14 protein-coding genes are annotated in these 16,016 nt (G+C 60.2%); 5 read left to right on the top strand and 9 right to left on the bottom strand.

Features of this window, described 5'->3' with window-relative positions; all coding sequences use genetic code 11:
* Window positions 1-267: 267 nt before the first annotated feature.
* Together parC and ACYVIA_RS08735 are read right to left on the bottom strand one after the other, a co-directional pair.
* Window positions 268-2,601, bottom strand: coding sequence for a DNA topoisomerase IV subunit A (gene parC, locus ACYVIA_RS08730; RefSeq protein ID WP_460839895.1), 2,334 nt, complete (start codon window positions 2,599-2,601; stop codon window positions 268-270).
* Between the two features lie 77 nt (window positions 2,602-2,678).
* Window positions 2,679-4,673 carry a DNA topoisomerase IV subunit B gene (locus tag ACYVIA_RS08735; RefSeq protein ID WP_460839897.1) on the bottom strand — a complete coding sequence of 665 codons (1,995 nt, stop codon included), beginning with the start codon at window positions 4,671-4,673 and terminating at the stop codon, window positions 2,679-2,681.
* A gap of 313 nt (window positions 4,674-4,986) precedes the next feature.
* On the opposite strand from ACYVIA_RS08735, the gene ACYVIA_RS08740 reads away from it, so the two are divergent.
* Window positions 4,987-5,832: a response regulator gene (locus ACYVIA_RS08740; RefSeq protein ID WP_460839899.1), complete on the top strand. Its 846-nt coding sequence runs from the start codon at window positions 4,987-4,989 to the stop codon at window positions 5,830-5,832.
* Window positions 5,833-5,879: 47 nt separating this feature from the next.
* Here ACYVIA_RS08740 and ACYVIA_RS08745 read toward each other — a convergent pair whose 3' ends face one another.
* Genes ACYVIA_RS08745 through ACYVIA_RS08755 form a run of 3 tightly spaced genes read right to left on the bottom strand, consistent with a single transcriptional unit; the run spans window position 5,880 to window position 8,512 of the window.
* A complete protein-coding gene (locus tag ACYVIA_RS08745) occupies window positions 5,880-7,049 on the bottom strand; it encodes a vWA domain-containing protein (RefSeq protein ID WP_460839901.1) in 1,170 nt (389 codons plus the stop codon).
* Window positions 7,050-7,051: 2 nt separating this feature from the next.
* A complete protein-coding gene (locus tag ACYVIA_RS08750) occupies window positions 7,052-7,639 on the bottom strand; it encodes a GNAT family N-acetyltransferase (protein WP_460839903.1) in 588 nt (195 codons plus the stop codon).
* Between the two features lie 18 nt (window positions 7,640-7,657).
* Window positions 7,658-8,512 carry an AAA family ATPase gene (locus tag ACYVIA_RS08755; RefSeq protein ID WP_460839904.1) on the bottom strand — a complete coding sequence of 285 codons (855 nt, stop codon included), beginning with the start codon at window positions 8,510-8,512 and terminating at the stop codon, window positions 7,658-7,660.
* A gap of 114 nt (window positions 8,513-8,626) precedes the next feature.
* On the opposite strand from ACYVIA_RS08755, the gene ACYVIA_RS08760 reads away from it, so the two are divergent.
* The 3 genes from ACYVIA_RS08760 to ACYVIA_RS08770 all read left to right on the top strand — a co-directional run bounded on the left by ACYVIA_RS08760 (window position 8,627) and on the right by ACYVIA_RS08770 (window position 11,661).
* Complete coding sequence (locus ACYVIA_RS08760) at window positions 8,627-10,771, top strand: preprotein translocase subunit TatB (RefSeq protein WP_460839907.1); 2,145 nt, start codon at window positions 8,627-8,629, stop codon at window positions 10,769-10,771.
* A 216-nt stretch (window positions 10,772-10,987) separates the two neighbouring features.
* Window positions 10,988-11,308 carry a c-type cytochrome gene (locus tag ACYVIA_RS08765; RefSeq protein WP_460839909.1) on the top strand — a complete coding sequence of 107 codons (321 nt, stop codon included), beginning with the start codon at window positions 10,988-10,990 and terminating at the stop codon, window positions 11,306-11,308.
* 11 nt (window positions 11,309-11,319) lie between these two features.
* Window positions 11,320-11,661, top strand: a complete 342-nt coding sequence (locus ACYVIA_RS08770; protein WP_460840520.1) for a c-type cytochrome — start codon at window positions 11,320-11,322, stop codon at window positions 11,659-11,661.
* A gap of 126 nt (window positions 11,662-11,787) precedes the next feature.
* Here ACYVIA_RS08770 and ACYVIA_RS08775 read toward each other — a convergent pair whose 3' ends face one another.
* The gene (locus ACYVIA_RS08775) at window positions 11,788-12,210 is read right to left on the bottom strand and encodes a DUF1841 family protein (protein WP_460839911.1); all 423 of its coding nucleotides are present in this window, start codon (window positions 12,208-12,210) and stop codon (window positions 11,788-11,790) included.
* 135 nt (window positions 12,211-12,345) lie between these two features.
* Between ACYVIA_RS08775 and ACYVIA_RS08780 the strand changes: the two genes are divergently transcribed.
* The gene (locus tag ACYVIA_RS08780) at window positions 12,346-12,927 is read left to right on the top strand and encodes a malonic semialdehyde reductase (protein ID WP_460840523.1); all 582 of its coding nucleotides are present in this window, start codon (window positions 12,346-12,348) and stop codon (window positions 12,925-12,927) included.
* Window positions 12,928-12,942: 15 nt separating this feature from the next.
* On the opposite strand, the gene nth is transcribed toward ACYVIA_RS08780, so the two are convergent.
* The 3 genes from nth to ACYVIA_RS08795 form a co-directional block, all read right to left on the bottom strand.
* The gene (gene nth, locus ACYVIA_RS08785; protein WP_460839912.1) at window positions 12,943-13,593 is read right to left on the bottom strand and encodes an endonuclease III; all 651 of its coding nucleotides are present in this window, start codon (window positions 13,591-13,593) and stop codon (window positions 12,943-12,945) included.
* Window positions 13,590-14,393 (bottom strand): electron transport complex subunit RsxB, encoded by an 804-nt coding sequence (gene rsxB, locus ACYVIA_RS08790; protein ID WP_460839914.1) that lies wholly within the window; start codon window positions 14,391-14,393, stop codon window positions 13,590-13,592. Before rsxB ends, nth begins: the two co-directional genes overlap by 4 nt.
* A 119-nt stretch (window positions 14,394-14,512) precedes the next feature.
* Complete coding sequence (locus ACYVIA_RS08795; protein ID WP_460839916.1) at window positions 14,513-15,748, bottom strand: polyhydroxyalkanoate depolymerase; 1,236 nt, start codon at window positions 15,746-15,748, stop codon at window positions 14,513-14,515.
* Window positions 15,749-16,016: the final 268 nt, after the last annotated feature.

Raw genomic sequence — 16,016 nt, forward strand, 5'->3', positions numbered from 1 at the left:
TTCCCGTCCAGGCTCATACCGCGCTACGGTTCTCAAGCACCGGCTGAGAGAGGCGGAACCAAGACAAAGGTAGGGTGCGCTCTGCGCACCTTCCCAACGCCGAAAAGCGGTACGCACAGCGCACCCTACAGACCGCATTTAAGCGCCGGACAAGAGCCGGACTGATCCGGCGAAGAATTGCAGCATTGGCTTCAATAAAGAACGGGCCTGTCGAAAGAGAGGCCCGTTTCCTTATACGCTGCAGGATGCGCAAAGCGCCGCTACGGCCTACCGTATCGCTGCAAGCACTGCCGGCTTCAGCTTCGTTCCTTCCAGCGCCTTGCCCTTGCGCGCACGCTTGCCGATATGCGGCGCGAGTGCGGAAGCGGACAGCGGCAGGTCCTGCGCCTTGCCGCCACGACCGACGCCGGACACGACGACACCTTTCTGGCTGATCGGTTGCACTGCGAGCAGCTTCTCGTTCTTCTCCAGCTCCATCAGGATCACGCCGCGGCCGCCGCCGGACAGGCTCTTCATCTCATCCATGCCAAACACCAGCAGGCGTCCTTTCTCGGACAGCGATGCGATCGCGCTCGCGTCAGCGGCGACAACGCGCGGCGCCAGCGGCTCGTCGCCTTCATCGAGCGTCATGAACGCCTTGCCTGCCTTGATACGGCTGACCATGTCGCCTGCCTTCGCAGTGAAGCCGTAACCGGCGGTCGACGCCAGCATCAGCGTCGTGTCCCCCGGGCCGGCGAAGTAGTGCAGCAAGCGCGTGCCGCTGGCCAGTTCGATCAACGTTGTGACCGGCACGCCGTCACCGCGCGCACCGGGCAATGCCGATACCGCAACGGAGTAGATGCGGCCGTTGGAGCCGAAGGCGAGTAAAGTGTCGACGGTGCGGCATTCAAACGTGCCGTACAGGCTGTCGCCCGCTTTGAAAGTGAACTGGGCCGGATCATGGCCGTGGCCGGTACGCGCACGCACCCAGCCCTTCTGCGAGACGACGACCGTGACCGGCTCGTCGACCACTTTCTGTTCGACGCTGGCACGTTCCGCTTCCTCGATCAGGGTACGGCGTGCATCGCCGAACTGCTTGGCATCGCCTTCGATTTCCTTGATCACCAGCTTCTTCATCGAGGCCGGATTGTCGAGCAGATCGTGCAGCGTTTGCTTCTCGTTGCGCAGCTCGGAGAGCTCCTGCTGGATCTTGATCGCTTCCAGGCGCGCCAGTTGGCGCAGGCGGATTTCCAGGATGTCTTCCGCCTGGCGGTCGGACAGCTTGAAGGCCTTGATCAGCGCCGGCTTTGGTTCGTCCGATTCGCGGATGATCTTGATTACCTTGTCGATGTTCAGCAGCACCGCTTCGCGGCCTTCGAGGATATGGATGCGGTCGTCCACCTTCTGCAGGCGGAATTGCGTGCGGCGCGTGATCGTCGCGAAGCGGAACTCGATCCATTCGCGCAGGATCTGCGACAGCCCCTTCTGGCGCGGACGGCCGTCGCCGCCGATCATCACGAGGTTGATCGACGTGCCGGTCTCCAGCGAAGTATTCGCCAGCAGGATGTTCATGAACTCGGTCTGATCCTGGTTCTTCGACTTCGGCTCGAACACCAGGCGCACCGGCGCATCCTTGCCGGACTCGTCGCGCACCGTGTCGAGCACCGACAAGATCATCTGCTTTTGTGCGAGCTGCTCGGGCAGCAGCGTTTTCTTGCCGGTCTTGACCTTCGGATTGGTGAGTTCCTCTATTTCTTCCAGCACCTTCTGCGCCGACGTGCCGGGCGGCAGTTCAGTCACGACTGCCTGCCACTGGCCGCGCGCGAGGTCTTCAATCTTCCAGCGCGCGCGCACTTTCAGCGTGCCGCGGCCGTTCTCGTACATTTCTGTGATCGCCGCCGCCGGCGTGATGATCTGCCCGCCGCCCGGGAAGTCCGGTCCGGGGATCATTTCCATCACCTCCGCATGCGTGAGCTTCGGATTGCGGATCATCGCAACCGCAGCCTTTGCGACTTCGGTCAGGTTGTGCGACGGAATTTCCGTCGCGAGGCCAACCGCGATGCCGGAAGCGCCATTGAGCAGCACGAAGGGCAGGCGCGCAGGCAAGAGCTTCGGCTCCTGCGTCGAACCGTCGTAGTTCGGCTGGAAATCGACCGTGCCCATGTCGATCTCGTCGAGCAGCAGCTTGGAGATCGGCGTCAGCCGCGCTTCCGTATAACGCATCGCCGCTGCGCCGTCGCCGTCGCGCGAGCCGAAGTTACCCTGGCCATCGATCAGCGGATAACGCAGTGAAAAGTCCTGCGCCATGCGCACCAGCGCGTCGTACACCGACTGGTCGCCGTGCGGATGCAGCTTGCCCAGCACGTCGCCGACCACCGCAGCGGACTTGCGCGGCTTCGCGGTCGAGTTGAGTCCCAGCTCGTTCATCGCGTACAGGATCCGGCGCTGCACCGGCTTCTGGCCGTCGGAGACATCGGGAAGTGCGCGCCCCTTTACAACAGAGATCGCATAGTCAAGGTAGGCGCGCTCGGCGAAGGTCGCCAGCGTCAGCGCTTCGCTGTCGCCACCACCACCGCTGCTGCCGGAAGGCATGTCGTCAAACAGGTTTGCTTGTTCAGTCATGTTGATAGTAGGGTGCGCAGTTCGCACCAAAAAATGTTGAACCGATGCTGGTGCGCAAAGCGCACCCTACACCGTAATCAGATATCCGCTTCCGCTTCGTTGCCGTGTTCTTCCAGCCAGGCACGACGGGCGGCAGCTTCGCCTTTGCCCATCAGCATGTTGAAGCGCGATTCTGACGCCGCGAGGTCAAAGTCACCCAGCGACACCGGCAGCAGGCGGCGTGTATCGGGATTCATCGTGGTTTCCCACAACTGCTCCGCATTCATCTCGCCCAGACCCTTGAAGCGGGAGATCGCCCAGCCGCCTTCCTTCACGCCGTCCTTGCGCAGCTTGTCTTCAATTGCCGTCAGTTCGCCGTCATCCAGTGCATACAGCTTCTGCGCCTGCTTCTTGCCGCGCGCGGGCGCATCGACACGGAACAGCGGCGGACGCGCGACGCAGATGTGGCCGCGTGCGATCAGTTGCGGGAAGTGCTTGAAGAACAGCGTCAGCAGCAGCACCTGGATGTGAGAGCCGTCGACGTCCGCATCGGACAGGATGCAGATCTTGCCGTAGCGCAGGCCCGACAGGTCTGGCGTATCGTTTGGCCCGTGCGGATCGACGCCGATGGCGACGGCGATGTCATGGATCTCGTTGTTGGCGAACAGGCGGTCGCGCTCGGTCTCCCAGGAGTTCAGCACCTTGCCACGCAGGGGCAGAATTGCCTGGAATTCCTTGTCGCGGCCCATCTTGGCGGAACCGCCCGCCGAGTCACCCTCGACGAGGAACAGCTCATTACGGGAAATATCGTCCGATTCGCAATCGGTCAGCTTGCCCGGTAACACGGCGACGCCGGACGACTTTTTCTTCTCCACTTTCTGCGCCGAGCGCAGGCGCGACTGGGCCTGCTTGATCACCAGTTCGGCCAGCTTCTTGCCGTAGTCGACATGGTGGTTCAGCCACAGCTCCAGCGCCGGCTTGGTAAAGCTCGCGACGAGGCGCACGGCATCGCGGGAATTCAGGCGCTCCTTGATCTGACCCTGGAATTGCGGGTCCAGCACCTTGGCGGACAGCACGAAGGACACGCGCGCAAAGACGTCTTCCGGCAGCAGCTTCACGCCCTTCGGCAGCAGCGCATGCATTTCGACAAAGCTCTTGACCGCGCCGAACAGGCCTTCGCGCAAGCCGGCTTCGTGCGTGCCGCCAGCCGGCGTCGGGATCAGGTTCACGTAGGATTCGCGCACCACGTTGCCTTCTTCGGTCCAGGCGACCACCCAGGCTGCGCCTTCACCCTCGGCAAAGCCTTCCGACTCCGCATTGCCATTCGCATACTGCTCGCCTTCGAACAGCGGGATCAGCGGTTCGGCACTGGATGTCTGTGCCAGCGATTCGATCAGGTAACCGCGCAAGCCCTGCTCATAGTGCCACGTCTGGCTCTCGCCGTTCTTGCCGTTGACCAGTGTGACCTTCACGCCCGGCAACAGCACTGCCTTGGAGCGCAGCAGCCGTTGCAACTCGGCCATCGGGATGGCGGACGAATCGAAGTACTTCGCATCCGGCCACACGGTCACGCGCGTGCCGTTCTTTTTCTCGTCGCGGGCCAGCGGGCGCGTCTTCAGTTTTTCAACTACGTCGCCGTGGGCAAACGCGAGCTGGTGCATGCCGCCTTCACGCCAGACCGTGATCTCGAGGCGGGTGGAAAGGGCATTGGTCACCGACACGCCGACGCCATGCAGGCCGCCGGAGAAGGAGTAGGCACCGCCGGAACCCTTGTCGAACTTGCCGCCGGCATGCAGGCGGGTGAAGACGATTTCGACTGTCGGAACTTTTTCTTCCGGATGCAGGCCAACCGGAATGCCGCGGCCGTCGTCCTCGACGCTGACGCTGCCGTCGGTATTGAGGGTGACCACGATGTTCTTGCAGAAGCCGCCCAGCGCTTCGTCGGACGCGTTGTCGATGACTTCCTGGATGATGTGCAGCGGATTCTCGGTGCGGGTGTACATGCCCGGGCGCTGCTTGACCGGCTCGAGTCCCTTCAAGACCCGGATGGATGATTCGCTGTAATCGGAAGCTGAGGATTTTTTAGTTGCCATTCAGAGGAAACACCTGGAATCAGTGATTGCGGTTGTTGCTTGAAAGAACGCATTTAAACATAAGTTCCTGCATTCTAATGAAAAAAGCCGACCGCCTGCGCGTTGGAGGGCGCACTTGGGGAATTGGTTTGAAATACGTGTTGGCAGCGGTGCGCAAGGGTGAAAACGAAATATGAAAATGCAACGCTAAGGCGCAACGATACGCTGCAACGACAAGGGGCATCAACACTCTGTTACGGTTGTTACCAGTTAACCACATCGTGTAAACAACAAGTTTTTTACCGGAGGCAGGAATTATTTATAGAATCGCGAGATGCTTAAACGTAGTTTCCCGTTCGCTGTCCGCCTCATTGGTTTTTCCGACGAGGAAAACGCTGCCTTCGATGTTGCCTTTGCGGCAGGGTGGGGCAAGGGATATGCATATGCACGCCTTTTGGAAGGCAACCTGCAAGACCCTGATTTGTATGTCGTCAATGCCGGACAAATGAAGGCGTTGCTGATCCTCGCCGAACTGCGTCCGAGTCCCGTACGTCCGGCATTGCTGGTTGGCGCGCAAGCGATCGATTTGCCGTATCCGCGGGTGCCGAGACCGATCCGCTGGGCGCACCTCATCGAGAAGCTCGACCGCCTGGTCGAACAGCGCGCGGATGCCTTATCCCGGCTGGAGGCATCGGACATCATCGTTGTGCCGGAACGGCGGCACCGTGACCGGCTGGGTATCGATCTGGCGGATCCGGGCAAATACCTCAAGCTGCGACAGCATGTGCCGGGTGACGGCATGGTGCTGGTCGTCGACAAGAATCCCGCCTTTCGCGACCATCTGTCCGATATTCTTTCTCGCTACAACCTTCCCGTGGAATGGGCCGGGGATGAGGAAAAGGCGGTTGCGCTCAGCCGTCAATCCCCGACAGCAATGGTGCTGATCAATACCTCAACGCCGGCTGTCGACCCGTATCGACTCTGCTGGACCGTAAAGGAAAAAGACCGTTCCATCAAGACAGCGGTGGTTTTCCTGACAAGAGAACCCTTCGTCTACGACATAGAGCAGGCGCGGCGCGTCGGCGTCGACGGTTATTTGAACAAGCCCGTAGCCAGCAATCAGCTCAAGAGCGTCCTGAAGCGGTTCCTGCCCCTGGTGCGGGATGCGGCACGAGCGTGACGACTGCCCGGATCCCGCGCATGAGTCTGCGCAGGTCTGCCTGATGCTTACTTGCTCAGCAAGCGCATTCCCCGCTCCAGTCCATCGATCGTGACCGGGAACATCCGGTTGTTCATCAATTGCCGGATGACGGAAATCGACTGGCGATACTGCCATAGGCCTTCCGGCTCCGGGTTCAGCCAGATGAATTTCGGGAAAGTGCTGGTGAAGCGTTGCAGCCAGGCCGAGCCCGGCTCCTCGTTGTTGTACTCGACGGAACCGCCAGGGGACAGGATTTCATACGGGCTCATGGTCGCATCGCCGACGAAGATCAGCTTGGTGTCGGGCGTGTACTTGCGCAGCACATCCCACGTCGGGAAGCGTTCGGCGTGGCGGCGGCGGTTGTTTTTCCACAGGTAGTCATACACGCAGTTGTGGAAGTAGTAGAACTCCATGTTCTTGAACTCGGTCTTCGCCGCGGAAAACAGTTCCTCGGTGCGCGCAATGTGATCGTCCATCGTGCCGCCGACATCGAGCAGCATCAGCACCTTGATGTTGTTCTTGCGCTCCGGCTGCATCTTGATGTCGAGGTACCCGGCATTGTTCGCGGTCGCACGAATCGTGTCGTCCAGCGCCAGCTCTTCCTCCGCCCCTTCGCGCGCAAACTTGCGCAGGCGGCGCAAGGCTACCTTGATGTTGCGCGTGCCGAGTTCGCGTTCGCCGTCATAATCTCGAAATGCGCGTGCTTCCCACACCTTCACGGCTGAACGGTTGCCGCCTTCGCCGCCGATGCGGATGCCTTCCGGGTTGGTGCCGCCGTTACCGAATGGCGAAGTGCCGCCGGTGCCGATCCACTTGTTGCCGCCCTCGTGGCGCTCTTTCTGCTCCTTGAGCAACTCCTTCAGCCGGTCCATCAGCTTGTCATAGCCGAACTTCTCGATCGCCGCCTTTTGCTCTGGCGTCAGCTCGCGCTCCATGCGCTTCTGCAGCCATTCGAGCGGAATCTCGGGGTGTTTCTCGAAGATCGCGTCGACGCCGCGGAAGTACAGGCCGAACGCCTTGTCGAACTTGTCGTAATGCGCCTCGTCCTTGACCAGCGTCGCGCGCGACAGGTAGTAGAAGTCGTCCAGCGACGGGCTGATCACGTTCTTCTGCATTGCTTCCAGCAGGACCAGGAATTCCTTGATCGAGACCGGAATCTTTGCGTCTTTCAGGGTGAAAAAGAAATCGATTAGCATGATTACGCCTCCAGCTTGTGGAGCAGATTGCGCTTTACGCCCGGCCACTCGTTCTCGATGATGCTGTACACGACGGTATCGCGAACTCGCCCGTCCGGCATGATCATGTGGTTGCGAAGCAGGCCGTCGCGTTTAGCGCCGAGGCGCTCGATGGCCGCCTGCGAACGCTTGTTGAACCAGTCGGTGCGGAACTCCACCGCGATGCAGCCGAGCGTCTCGAACGCATGCGTGAGCAGCATCAGCTTGCATTCGGTATTGACGGCGGTGCGCTGCACGCGCGATGCATACCAGGTGCCGCCGATCTCAAGGCGACGGTTGGGCGCATCGATGTTCAGGTAGCGCGTGCCGCCGACGATCTCGCCGTTGCTGTTGTCACGTACGGCGAATGCCATTGCCGTGCCGCGTTCACGCTGTCCCAGCAGGCCTTCGATGTAGGTGCGCACGTTCTCCGGTTTCGGCACGGTGGTAAAGAAGAGCTTCCAGAGTTCGCCGTCGGCAACGGCAAGGCGAATGCCTTCCTCATGCTCGAACGACAAGGGCTCCAGCGTGGCGTGCCGTCCAGCGAGAGTAATGGGCGCGACGAAGGCCATGGCGATGTGCGGAATTGATTAACGGTTCGTGCGCGACATGAACACCAGCCGCTCGAACAGGTGTACGTCCTGTTCGTTCTTCAGCAGCGCGCCATGCAGCGGTGGCACCACCGCCTTTGCATCCTTGCTGCGCAGCGCCTCGGCGGGAATGTCTTCCGCCAGCAGCAGCTTCAGCCAGTCGAGCAGTTCGGAAGTGGACGGCTTCTTCTTCAGGCCAGCAACGTCGCGCACTTCGTAGAAGGTTTGCAGCGCCTGGGCGAGCAGGTCTTTCTTCAACTGCGGGAAGTGGACATCGACGATCTGTTCCATCGTGTCCTTGTCCGGGAATTTGATGTAGTGGAAGAAGCAGCGGCGCAGGAAGGCGTCCGGCAATTCCTTCTCATTGTTCGACGTAATGATCACCAGCGGGCGGTTCTTTGCGCGCACCATCTCGCGGGTTTCGTACACATAGAACTCCATGCGGTCGAGCTCGCGCAGCAAGTCGTTCGGGAATTCGATGTCGGCCTTGTCGATCTCGTCGATCAGCAGCACCACTTGCTGGTCCGACGTGAACGCCTGCCACAGCACGCCCTTGACGATGTAGTTGTGGATGTCCTTTACGCGTTCGTCGCCAAGCTGCGAGTCGCGCAGGCGCGACACAGCATCGTATTCATACAGGCCCTGCTGCGCCTTGGTGGTGGACTTGATGTGCCATTGCAGCAGCGGCATGCCGAGCGCGGCGGCGACTTCCTCGGCCAGCATGGTCTTGCCGGTGCCCGGCTCGCCCTTGATCAGCAGCGGCCGTTGCAGCGTCAACGCGGCGTTGACTGCCAGCTTCAGATCATTGGTTGCAACATAGTTCTGGGAACCTTCGAAGCGTGTTTCTTGTCGCATAGCGTTGTGTCATCGAGAAGAAAATAAAACAAAGTATAAGCGAGAACGCGATCGCAGACCGTTGCCACACGGCCCTGCGTCCGTCGCATCAATATTCCCTCTGAAAACAAGTTCATGAAAATCTCCCTGATGAAAGTGTGGGTGATCTGGCGACGCTTCCGCCAAGGATCACCGAAGCATGGCGACCATCTCCTGGAATGCCAGATGCAGGTCGAAGCCCTGATGCGCCGTGCCAATCCCTCGGCGGACTGGACGGAGCGCGCGAACTGGATGATTGATGTCGCCGAATGGCTGCGCAGGCGACCGCATGTTTCCCGGCTGGGCGATCAGGCGTGGACCCGCATTCGGCACACACGCACCCGATGCCTTCTGGACTGGCTCGACGAACACCGCGATGTGCGGCGTACGGTCCAGCTGACCTTGCAGAAGACGCTGCGTGAAGCGCTGGGGCCGGAATTGTTCTGTGCCACCGGCCTGCCGGGCGAACCCGCATTCTTCAGCGAACTGTCCGGCCGCATCGCCAAGGCAGTGTTGCCGAGGGCGCTAGTGCAGACGGATTTGTCTTTATTGTTTGCTGCGATGTTCCCGCAGCCGTCAGACGCCGTCTGGTTGACGGAGCTCGACCACACAACGTTGGTGCGCCTGTGGAAGCTGTGCGCCGATGACGGCATTGCGCACAAGCTACAACAACAGATCGATGAAGCGCTCACCTATCTCACATCAATGATCATTGCTGTGGGCATCAGTCCCGATTTCCGCCAGCGTCTGGAGCCTGCGATGCCTTTGCAGGCCACGCCCTTCATGGCGCTGCGCAGGGAGCTTGAGAAGTACCTGCTGGCCGGGGCAGGCGACGAGTCGGCACTGCGCAGCGTGCGCATGCTGATCGCGGTATGCCAGGCGCAGACCGACCGGATCTACGCGCACCTCGACGAACATGGCGTATCAGTCAGCCTTGTATATCGTGTCGAGCGCATGCGTGCCCAGCTGATGCGCATGGCACGGCTGATAGAGCTGCGTTCCGGAGCGATGACAGGGGAGCTGCCGTCGCAGGTAAAGGCATTGCTCGCGGATCTCGTTCATGCGCATCACCATCGTTCATCCGTGAGCGGATTGTTCAGCCGAAGTTTTTCCCTGCTCGCCCGAAAAATGGTCGAGCGCAATACCAGCCATGGCGAGCAATACGCCGCCCGCGACCGGGCCGAGTGCCATTCCAGGCTGAAGGCCGGTTGGCGTGGCGGGGCGGCAATGGCAATGGTTGTGCTGCTTGCAGGTGTCCTGCCCGCGATGGACGCTACAGGCTTCTTCGGCGGCCTTGCATCGTCATTGATTTATGCGGCGGGGCTGGTTGTCGCCCTGGCGGTCGGTGGTGCGGTTGCTGCGATGCAGTCGCCTGTCATCGCGCCCGTTCTCGCGTCCAGCATGGAGGCGCTCGACAACGACAATGGCTTGCGCGGCCTGATGACGGAAGTGGCCGGAATCGTGCGGGCACAGGTAGCGACGCTGTGCGGCAACCTGATGACCGTCGTGCCGGTCATTGCTGTGATCGCGGGGATGATGACATTCATGCTGGGCGCGCCCGTCATGAATGTTGAAAGGGCGCATGAAATGCTGAAGGGGTTGTCGCTTGTCGGAACCGCACCGCTGATGGCGGCCGTCACCGGCGTCCTGTTCTGGTTGTCGAGCGTGGTTGCCGGCTTTGTCGATAACTGGTTTGCGCTGAACCGCATGCGCGCAGCACTTGCCCGCCATCGCCGCCTTGCGCGCGTGCTTGGCATGGCGCGCGCCGGTCGCATGGCCGCGTGGCTGGAGAAACATGTAGCGGCGATTGCCGGCGTCCTCTCGCTGGCGCTGCTGTTAGGCATGGCGCCCGCACTCGCCCAGTTTTTCGGGCTGCCTTTCGATATCCGCCATGTCACCGTGTCTGCGGGCGAGCTGAGCGCTGCGGCCGGAAGCATCGGCTGGTCGGTGGTAACCAGCGCTGAATTCTGGCTCGCGCTGGGCGGCGTTGTGCTGACAGGAATACTCAACGTGGGGATTGCCGTCTTCTGTGCGCTTGCGCTGGCATTGCGGGCGAGAGAGGTGCCAAGACGCCTGCGGCGCAAAGTTTATCAAGCCGCGCTGCAGCGCATTTTGCTCGCGTCGCGCTCTTTCCTGCTGCCGGAGAGAAGGTCTGCGACGGTGCTGCCGCTGCCCTTGCCCGAAGAAGGCCACAATGACGTGCGGCGACCCGGCGAGATGGCCGAACGCCGGGTTGGATGAGGTACAGCAATATAAGTGAGTGTTGCCCGGACGGATAGAAATTCTTGATGTAGAATCAATTCGCTTTGGTGTGTAGGAGCAACACCTACAGATTGCAGGGAGACGGCAATCGCCTAGAACATCAAGGCCTTGTCCGCGATGCGGCCATGCCGGTGAGCAAGCGGGCGCATCTGTGGGCGAGTTCCTGATATGTCGTACCTACCATCCCCAAATACCATGAAAAAACTATTTGCGTTTCTTGCGCTCGTGGGTATTGCCAACGTTGCAGGTGCTGCCGAAATCACCGGCAATGCCAAGGCGGCAGAAAACAAGATTGCCATGTGCATCGGATGCCACGGTATCCCGGGCTACAAGGCAGCATTCCCCGAGGTTTACCAGGTGCCGATGATCGGCGGCCAGTCGGCCAAGTACATCGAGAGTGCGCTCAACGCCTACAAGAAGGGTGACCGCAAGAATCCGAGCATGCGCGGCATTGCCGCCGGCCTGTCGGATCAGGATATTGCCGATCTTGCGGCTTACTACTCACAGCAAAAGTAAGGGGACGCATGATGAAGAGAATTGTCGCAACCGCTGCCGCCTTGTTTTCCTTCAATGCCCTTGCCGCCGGTGATGTCGATGCCGGAAAGGCCGCGGCGGAAAAATACAATTGTGCTTCCTGCCACGGGAAGGACTACAACACCCCGATCGATCCTTCCTATCCCAAGCTTGCGGGTCAGCACCGGGATTACCTCGCCGCTGCGTTGACCGCGTACAAGCGAGGCGCTAACGGAGCGAACGGGCGCGGCAACGCGATCATGGGGGCGCAGGTGCAACCGTTGTCGCGAGAAGACATCCAGAATATCGCCGCCTACCTGAACAGCCTGCCGGGGACGCTGGTATTGCGCAAGTAATCCTCCGGCCAAGGCACGAACCGCAGAGGCCACGTTCAGCGTGGCCTTTGTTTTTTCATCAGGCTTTTGTGTCCCGTCTTCGGGACCCTTCATGAACACTCGCTGTTCAGGCGAGGCTGCGCCGGGTTATCGGCGCTTGACGCACTCAATATAGGCGGCACCGTCCGGAGGCAGGCCGCTGCGCTGCGAAGTCCAGATCATCTCGCCCAGACACTCCATCATCTGGTGATGCGCATCATGCTCGGAGCCGAGGCGCTGCGCGAGGCCGAGAAACGCGGCGCGAATACCCGGCGGCTGATCGATCGAGATCTGCTCTGCAATCGAGAGATGCATGGACAGATGCAGGAATGGATTGCTTTGTCCACGCTCGACGGAATAGTCGGCTGCAAGTGCTGCCTCCACATCCTTGAGTGCATCCGCATATTCCTCATGCTGCACGATCCAGTCGCGGGCAATCGCTTCCAGTGGCGTCAGGATTTCGTTGGCGCGCACCTTGCGAAAGGTTTCGCAGAAAAAACGGCGCACGTCATGCTGGGATGGGGTAAACATCGTTGTGGAGAACTTCAGGTTTGCGAGAAGCGGTCATTGTACCGATACCGGCAGCCGAAACGCGATTCGTCTAACATGATCGGCCTGTGCCAAAAGCACGACTTTCAACAACGACCATCAAAAAGGGAAAACCTCATGTTGAACGAATCCGCACTGAATGCCCTTTTTCTGCAGGCACGCACTCAACAGGGCTGGCAGGACCGTCCGGTGTCGGACGAACAGTTGCAGCAGATCTACGATCTGATGAAATGGGGGCCAACATCGGCCAACTGTTCGCCCGCGCGCATTGTCTTCGTTAAATCGCCGGAGGCAAAGGACAAACTCCTGGGCTGCATGAATTCAGGCAATGTCGAAAAGACCCGCACCGCCCCGGTGACGGCAATCATCGGCATGGACATGGAGTTTTATGAAAAGCTGCCGCAGCTCTATCCGTCCACCGATGCGCGCTCGTGGTTTGCAGGCAACCAGCCGGTGATCGAAGCCACGGCCATGCGTAACTCCTCGCTGCAGGGGGGCTACTTCATCATGGCCGCGCGTGCGGTCGGACTCGATTGCGCGCCGATGTCAGGATTCGATGCGGGCAAGCTCAATGCGGCATTCTTTGCCGGCACGCCGGTCAAGGTGAACTTCGTCTGCAGCATCGGCTACGGCGACAGCAGCAAGGTCTATCCGCGCGGTCCGCGTCTGACGTTTGATGAAGCGTGCAGGATCGCCTGAGCGGCCCTTGACACATCAGACGCCCTTGTCCGGCAGGGGCGTCTTGTCCTTGTATTCGCACAGGTCGGCGATGATGCAGTTCCAACATTGCGGCTTGCGTGCGATGCAGGTATAGCGGCCGTGCAGAATGAGCCAGTGATGCGCGTCGTGCAAGAACTCCTTTGGCACGACCTTCAGCAGCTTGCTCTCCACTTCATCTACATTCTTGCCCGGCGCAATATTGGTGCGGTTGGACACGCGGAAGATATGCGTGTCCACGGCCATCGTCGGTTCGCCGAATGCGGTGTTCAGCACTACATTGGCCGTCTTGCGACCGACGCCGGGCAGTGCCTGCAGCGCTTCGCGCGTGCGCGGTACTTCGCCGCCGTGCTGCTCGAGCAGGATGCGGCACGTTTCGATGACGTTCTTCGCCTTGGTGCGGTACAGGCCGATGGTGCGGATGTATTCCTCCAGCCCTTCGGTGCCGAGCGCGCGGATTGCGGCCGGCGTATTGGCAACGGGATAGAGCCTGCGCGTGGCCTTGTTGACGGATACGTCGGTCGCCTGCGCCGACAGGATGACCGCAATCAGCAGTTCGAAAGGCGTCGTGTATTCCAGTTCCGTTGTCGGATGCGGATTGGTCTCGCGGAAGCGACGGAAAATTTCCAGGCGTTTTTCCGCATTCATTCGCGCCCCTTTTCCTGATCGGCGAGCTTGCTGTTGATGTCGTCGATCTGGCGTTGAACCGAGCGCGAAACATCGCGCATGCCGGTTGTGCCGGCGGCCTTCGCAGCCATCTGCTCCTTCTGCAGGCGCGCGCGCTCCATCGCGGCCTGGATGATCGCCTTTTTGCGCGCCTGCGCTGCTTTTTCTTCCGCCGAGAGCGTTGGCTCCGATTCCACTGCTTTCAGTTTTGCTGCAGCCTTTGCCGCCAGGCGCGCGTCGTTCTCTTCCTTTTCGCGCCGTAGGCGAAATACTCGGAAATTGTGGCGAGCGCGCGTAGCATCCGCCTGCTCCTGCGACCAGGCATTCCAACCGGTCTTGCCGGGTGTGACATCGACCATCGCAATGCAATCGACCGGGCAGGGCGCCACGCACAGGTCGCAGCCGGTGCACAGGTCCGGCAGGACGGTGTGCATCTGCTTGGCGGCGCCAACGATCGCGTCGACCGGGCAGGCCTGGATGCACAGCGTGCAGCCGATGCACAGCGTTTCATCAATGACTGCCACTGCTCGTGGGCGCTCGACACCATTGACGGAGTTGAGAGGAATGACGGGTTTGCCCAGCAGGCTCGCAATGCGCGCAACGCCCTCCGCACCCCCAGGCGGGCATTGGTTGTAATTGGCGCTGCCATCGGCAATGGCTTCCGCATAGGGGCGGCATGCCGGATAGCCGCATTTCGTGCATTGCGTCTGCGGCAACAGGTCTTCGATCTGGTCGGCCAGTGTGGCCGGTGTGGCCAGCGATGTGGGAGCGGGGGAGGACACGGCGGGTTTTTCGATGCAAAAGCGGAATTATCCGGGGAATCGGTCCGTGCTTCAAATAAAAAAGCCGTTCGCCCGGAAGGGGAACGGCTTTCGCGTCTGAGGCGGGATCGTTGCGACGATCAGGAATGCTTCTTGATGAATTCGCCGATCTGCGGGCAGATGTTCTCGCGCCAGCGGCGACCGGAGAAGATGCCGTAATGGCCGCACTTCGGCGCGGTCAGGTGCTGCTTCTTCGACTTTGGAATGCTGGAGCACAGCTCATGTGCCGCTTCCGTCTGGCCGGCGCCGGAGATGTCGTCCAGTTCGCCTTCGATGGTGAACAGCGCGACAGTCTTGATGTCCTGCGGACGGACCAGCTTGCCTTCGACTTCCCAGGTGCCCAGCGGCAGGCGGAATTCCTGGAATACCGTCTTGATCGTCTCCAGGTAGTACTCGGCCGGCATGTCGAGCACGGCGTTGTACTCGTCATAGAACTTGCGATGCTCTTCGGCCGACTCGTTGTCGCCGGCGCGCAGGTGCATGTAGAAGTCCCAGTGGCTCTGCGCGTGGCGGCCCGGATTCATTGCAATGAAGCCGGCGTGCTGCAGGAAGCCCGGATAGACCTTGCGGCCAAAGCCGGGGTAGTTCGGCGGAACGCTGTAGATCACGCGGTTCTCGAACCAGGAGAACGGGCGCTTGGTGGCGAGGTTGTTCACCTCGGTGGGCGATTTGCGCGGGTCGATCGGACCGCCCATCATCGTCATCGATTTTGGCAGCATCGGATCATTGTCCGATGCCATCAGCGAGATGGCTGCCAAAACAGGCACCGTCGGCTGGCAGACCGAGATCACATGCAGGTCCGGGCCGAGGCGGCGAATGAACTCCTGCACGTAGTAAATGTAATCATGCAGGTGGAACGGGCCTTCCGTCATCGGCACCATGCGTGCATCGGTCCAGTCGGTGATGTAAACGTCATGATTGGACAGCAGGGCGCGCACGGTATCGCGCAACAGCGTCGAATGGTGGCCCGACAGCGGCGCGACCAGCAGTACGGTCGGCTGGTTGAGACCGGCGAACTGCTTTTCGCTCAGGTCTTTTTTGAAATGAATCAGGCGGCAGAACGGTTTCTGAACTGCAACTTCTTCGAGTACGCCAACGGACTTGCCATTGACGGGAACGGTTTTAATTCCGAACTCGGGCTTTTCGTAGTCTTTGCCGAGTCGGTACATCAATTCGTAACCAGCCGCGATGCGTTGCGCGAAAGGTGTATGTGCTAGCGGGGAGACCGGGTTCGTGAACAGCTTGGCAGAAGCTTCCGCCCATTGGATAAGCGGGTTCAGGAAGGTACGGTTCAGCTCGTGAAATTGGTAAAGCATAATGGCCTCTTTCAAGTGGTACCGGTGACGCTAGATTCTGCAGAGAAACCCATATTGCTGCAATGCATCAAATGCAATTTTGCGGAATTTCCCGGGAAAAATGTTTTTCTCTCCCGGAGATGACGCCTCATCACAGCGTGAAACTTGCTGTGAAGAAAATTGGTCCTTAGAAACATAGCACAAGTGACTGGATTAATTGCGCCTAAGCCATTCAACTTTTTCGAAGAAATTCTTCACCCATATATGCACTGGCGGCTAAACGCACAAT

The sequence above is a fragment of the Noviherbaspirillum agri genome, assembly GCF_054780595.1.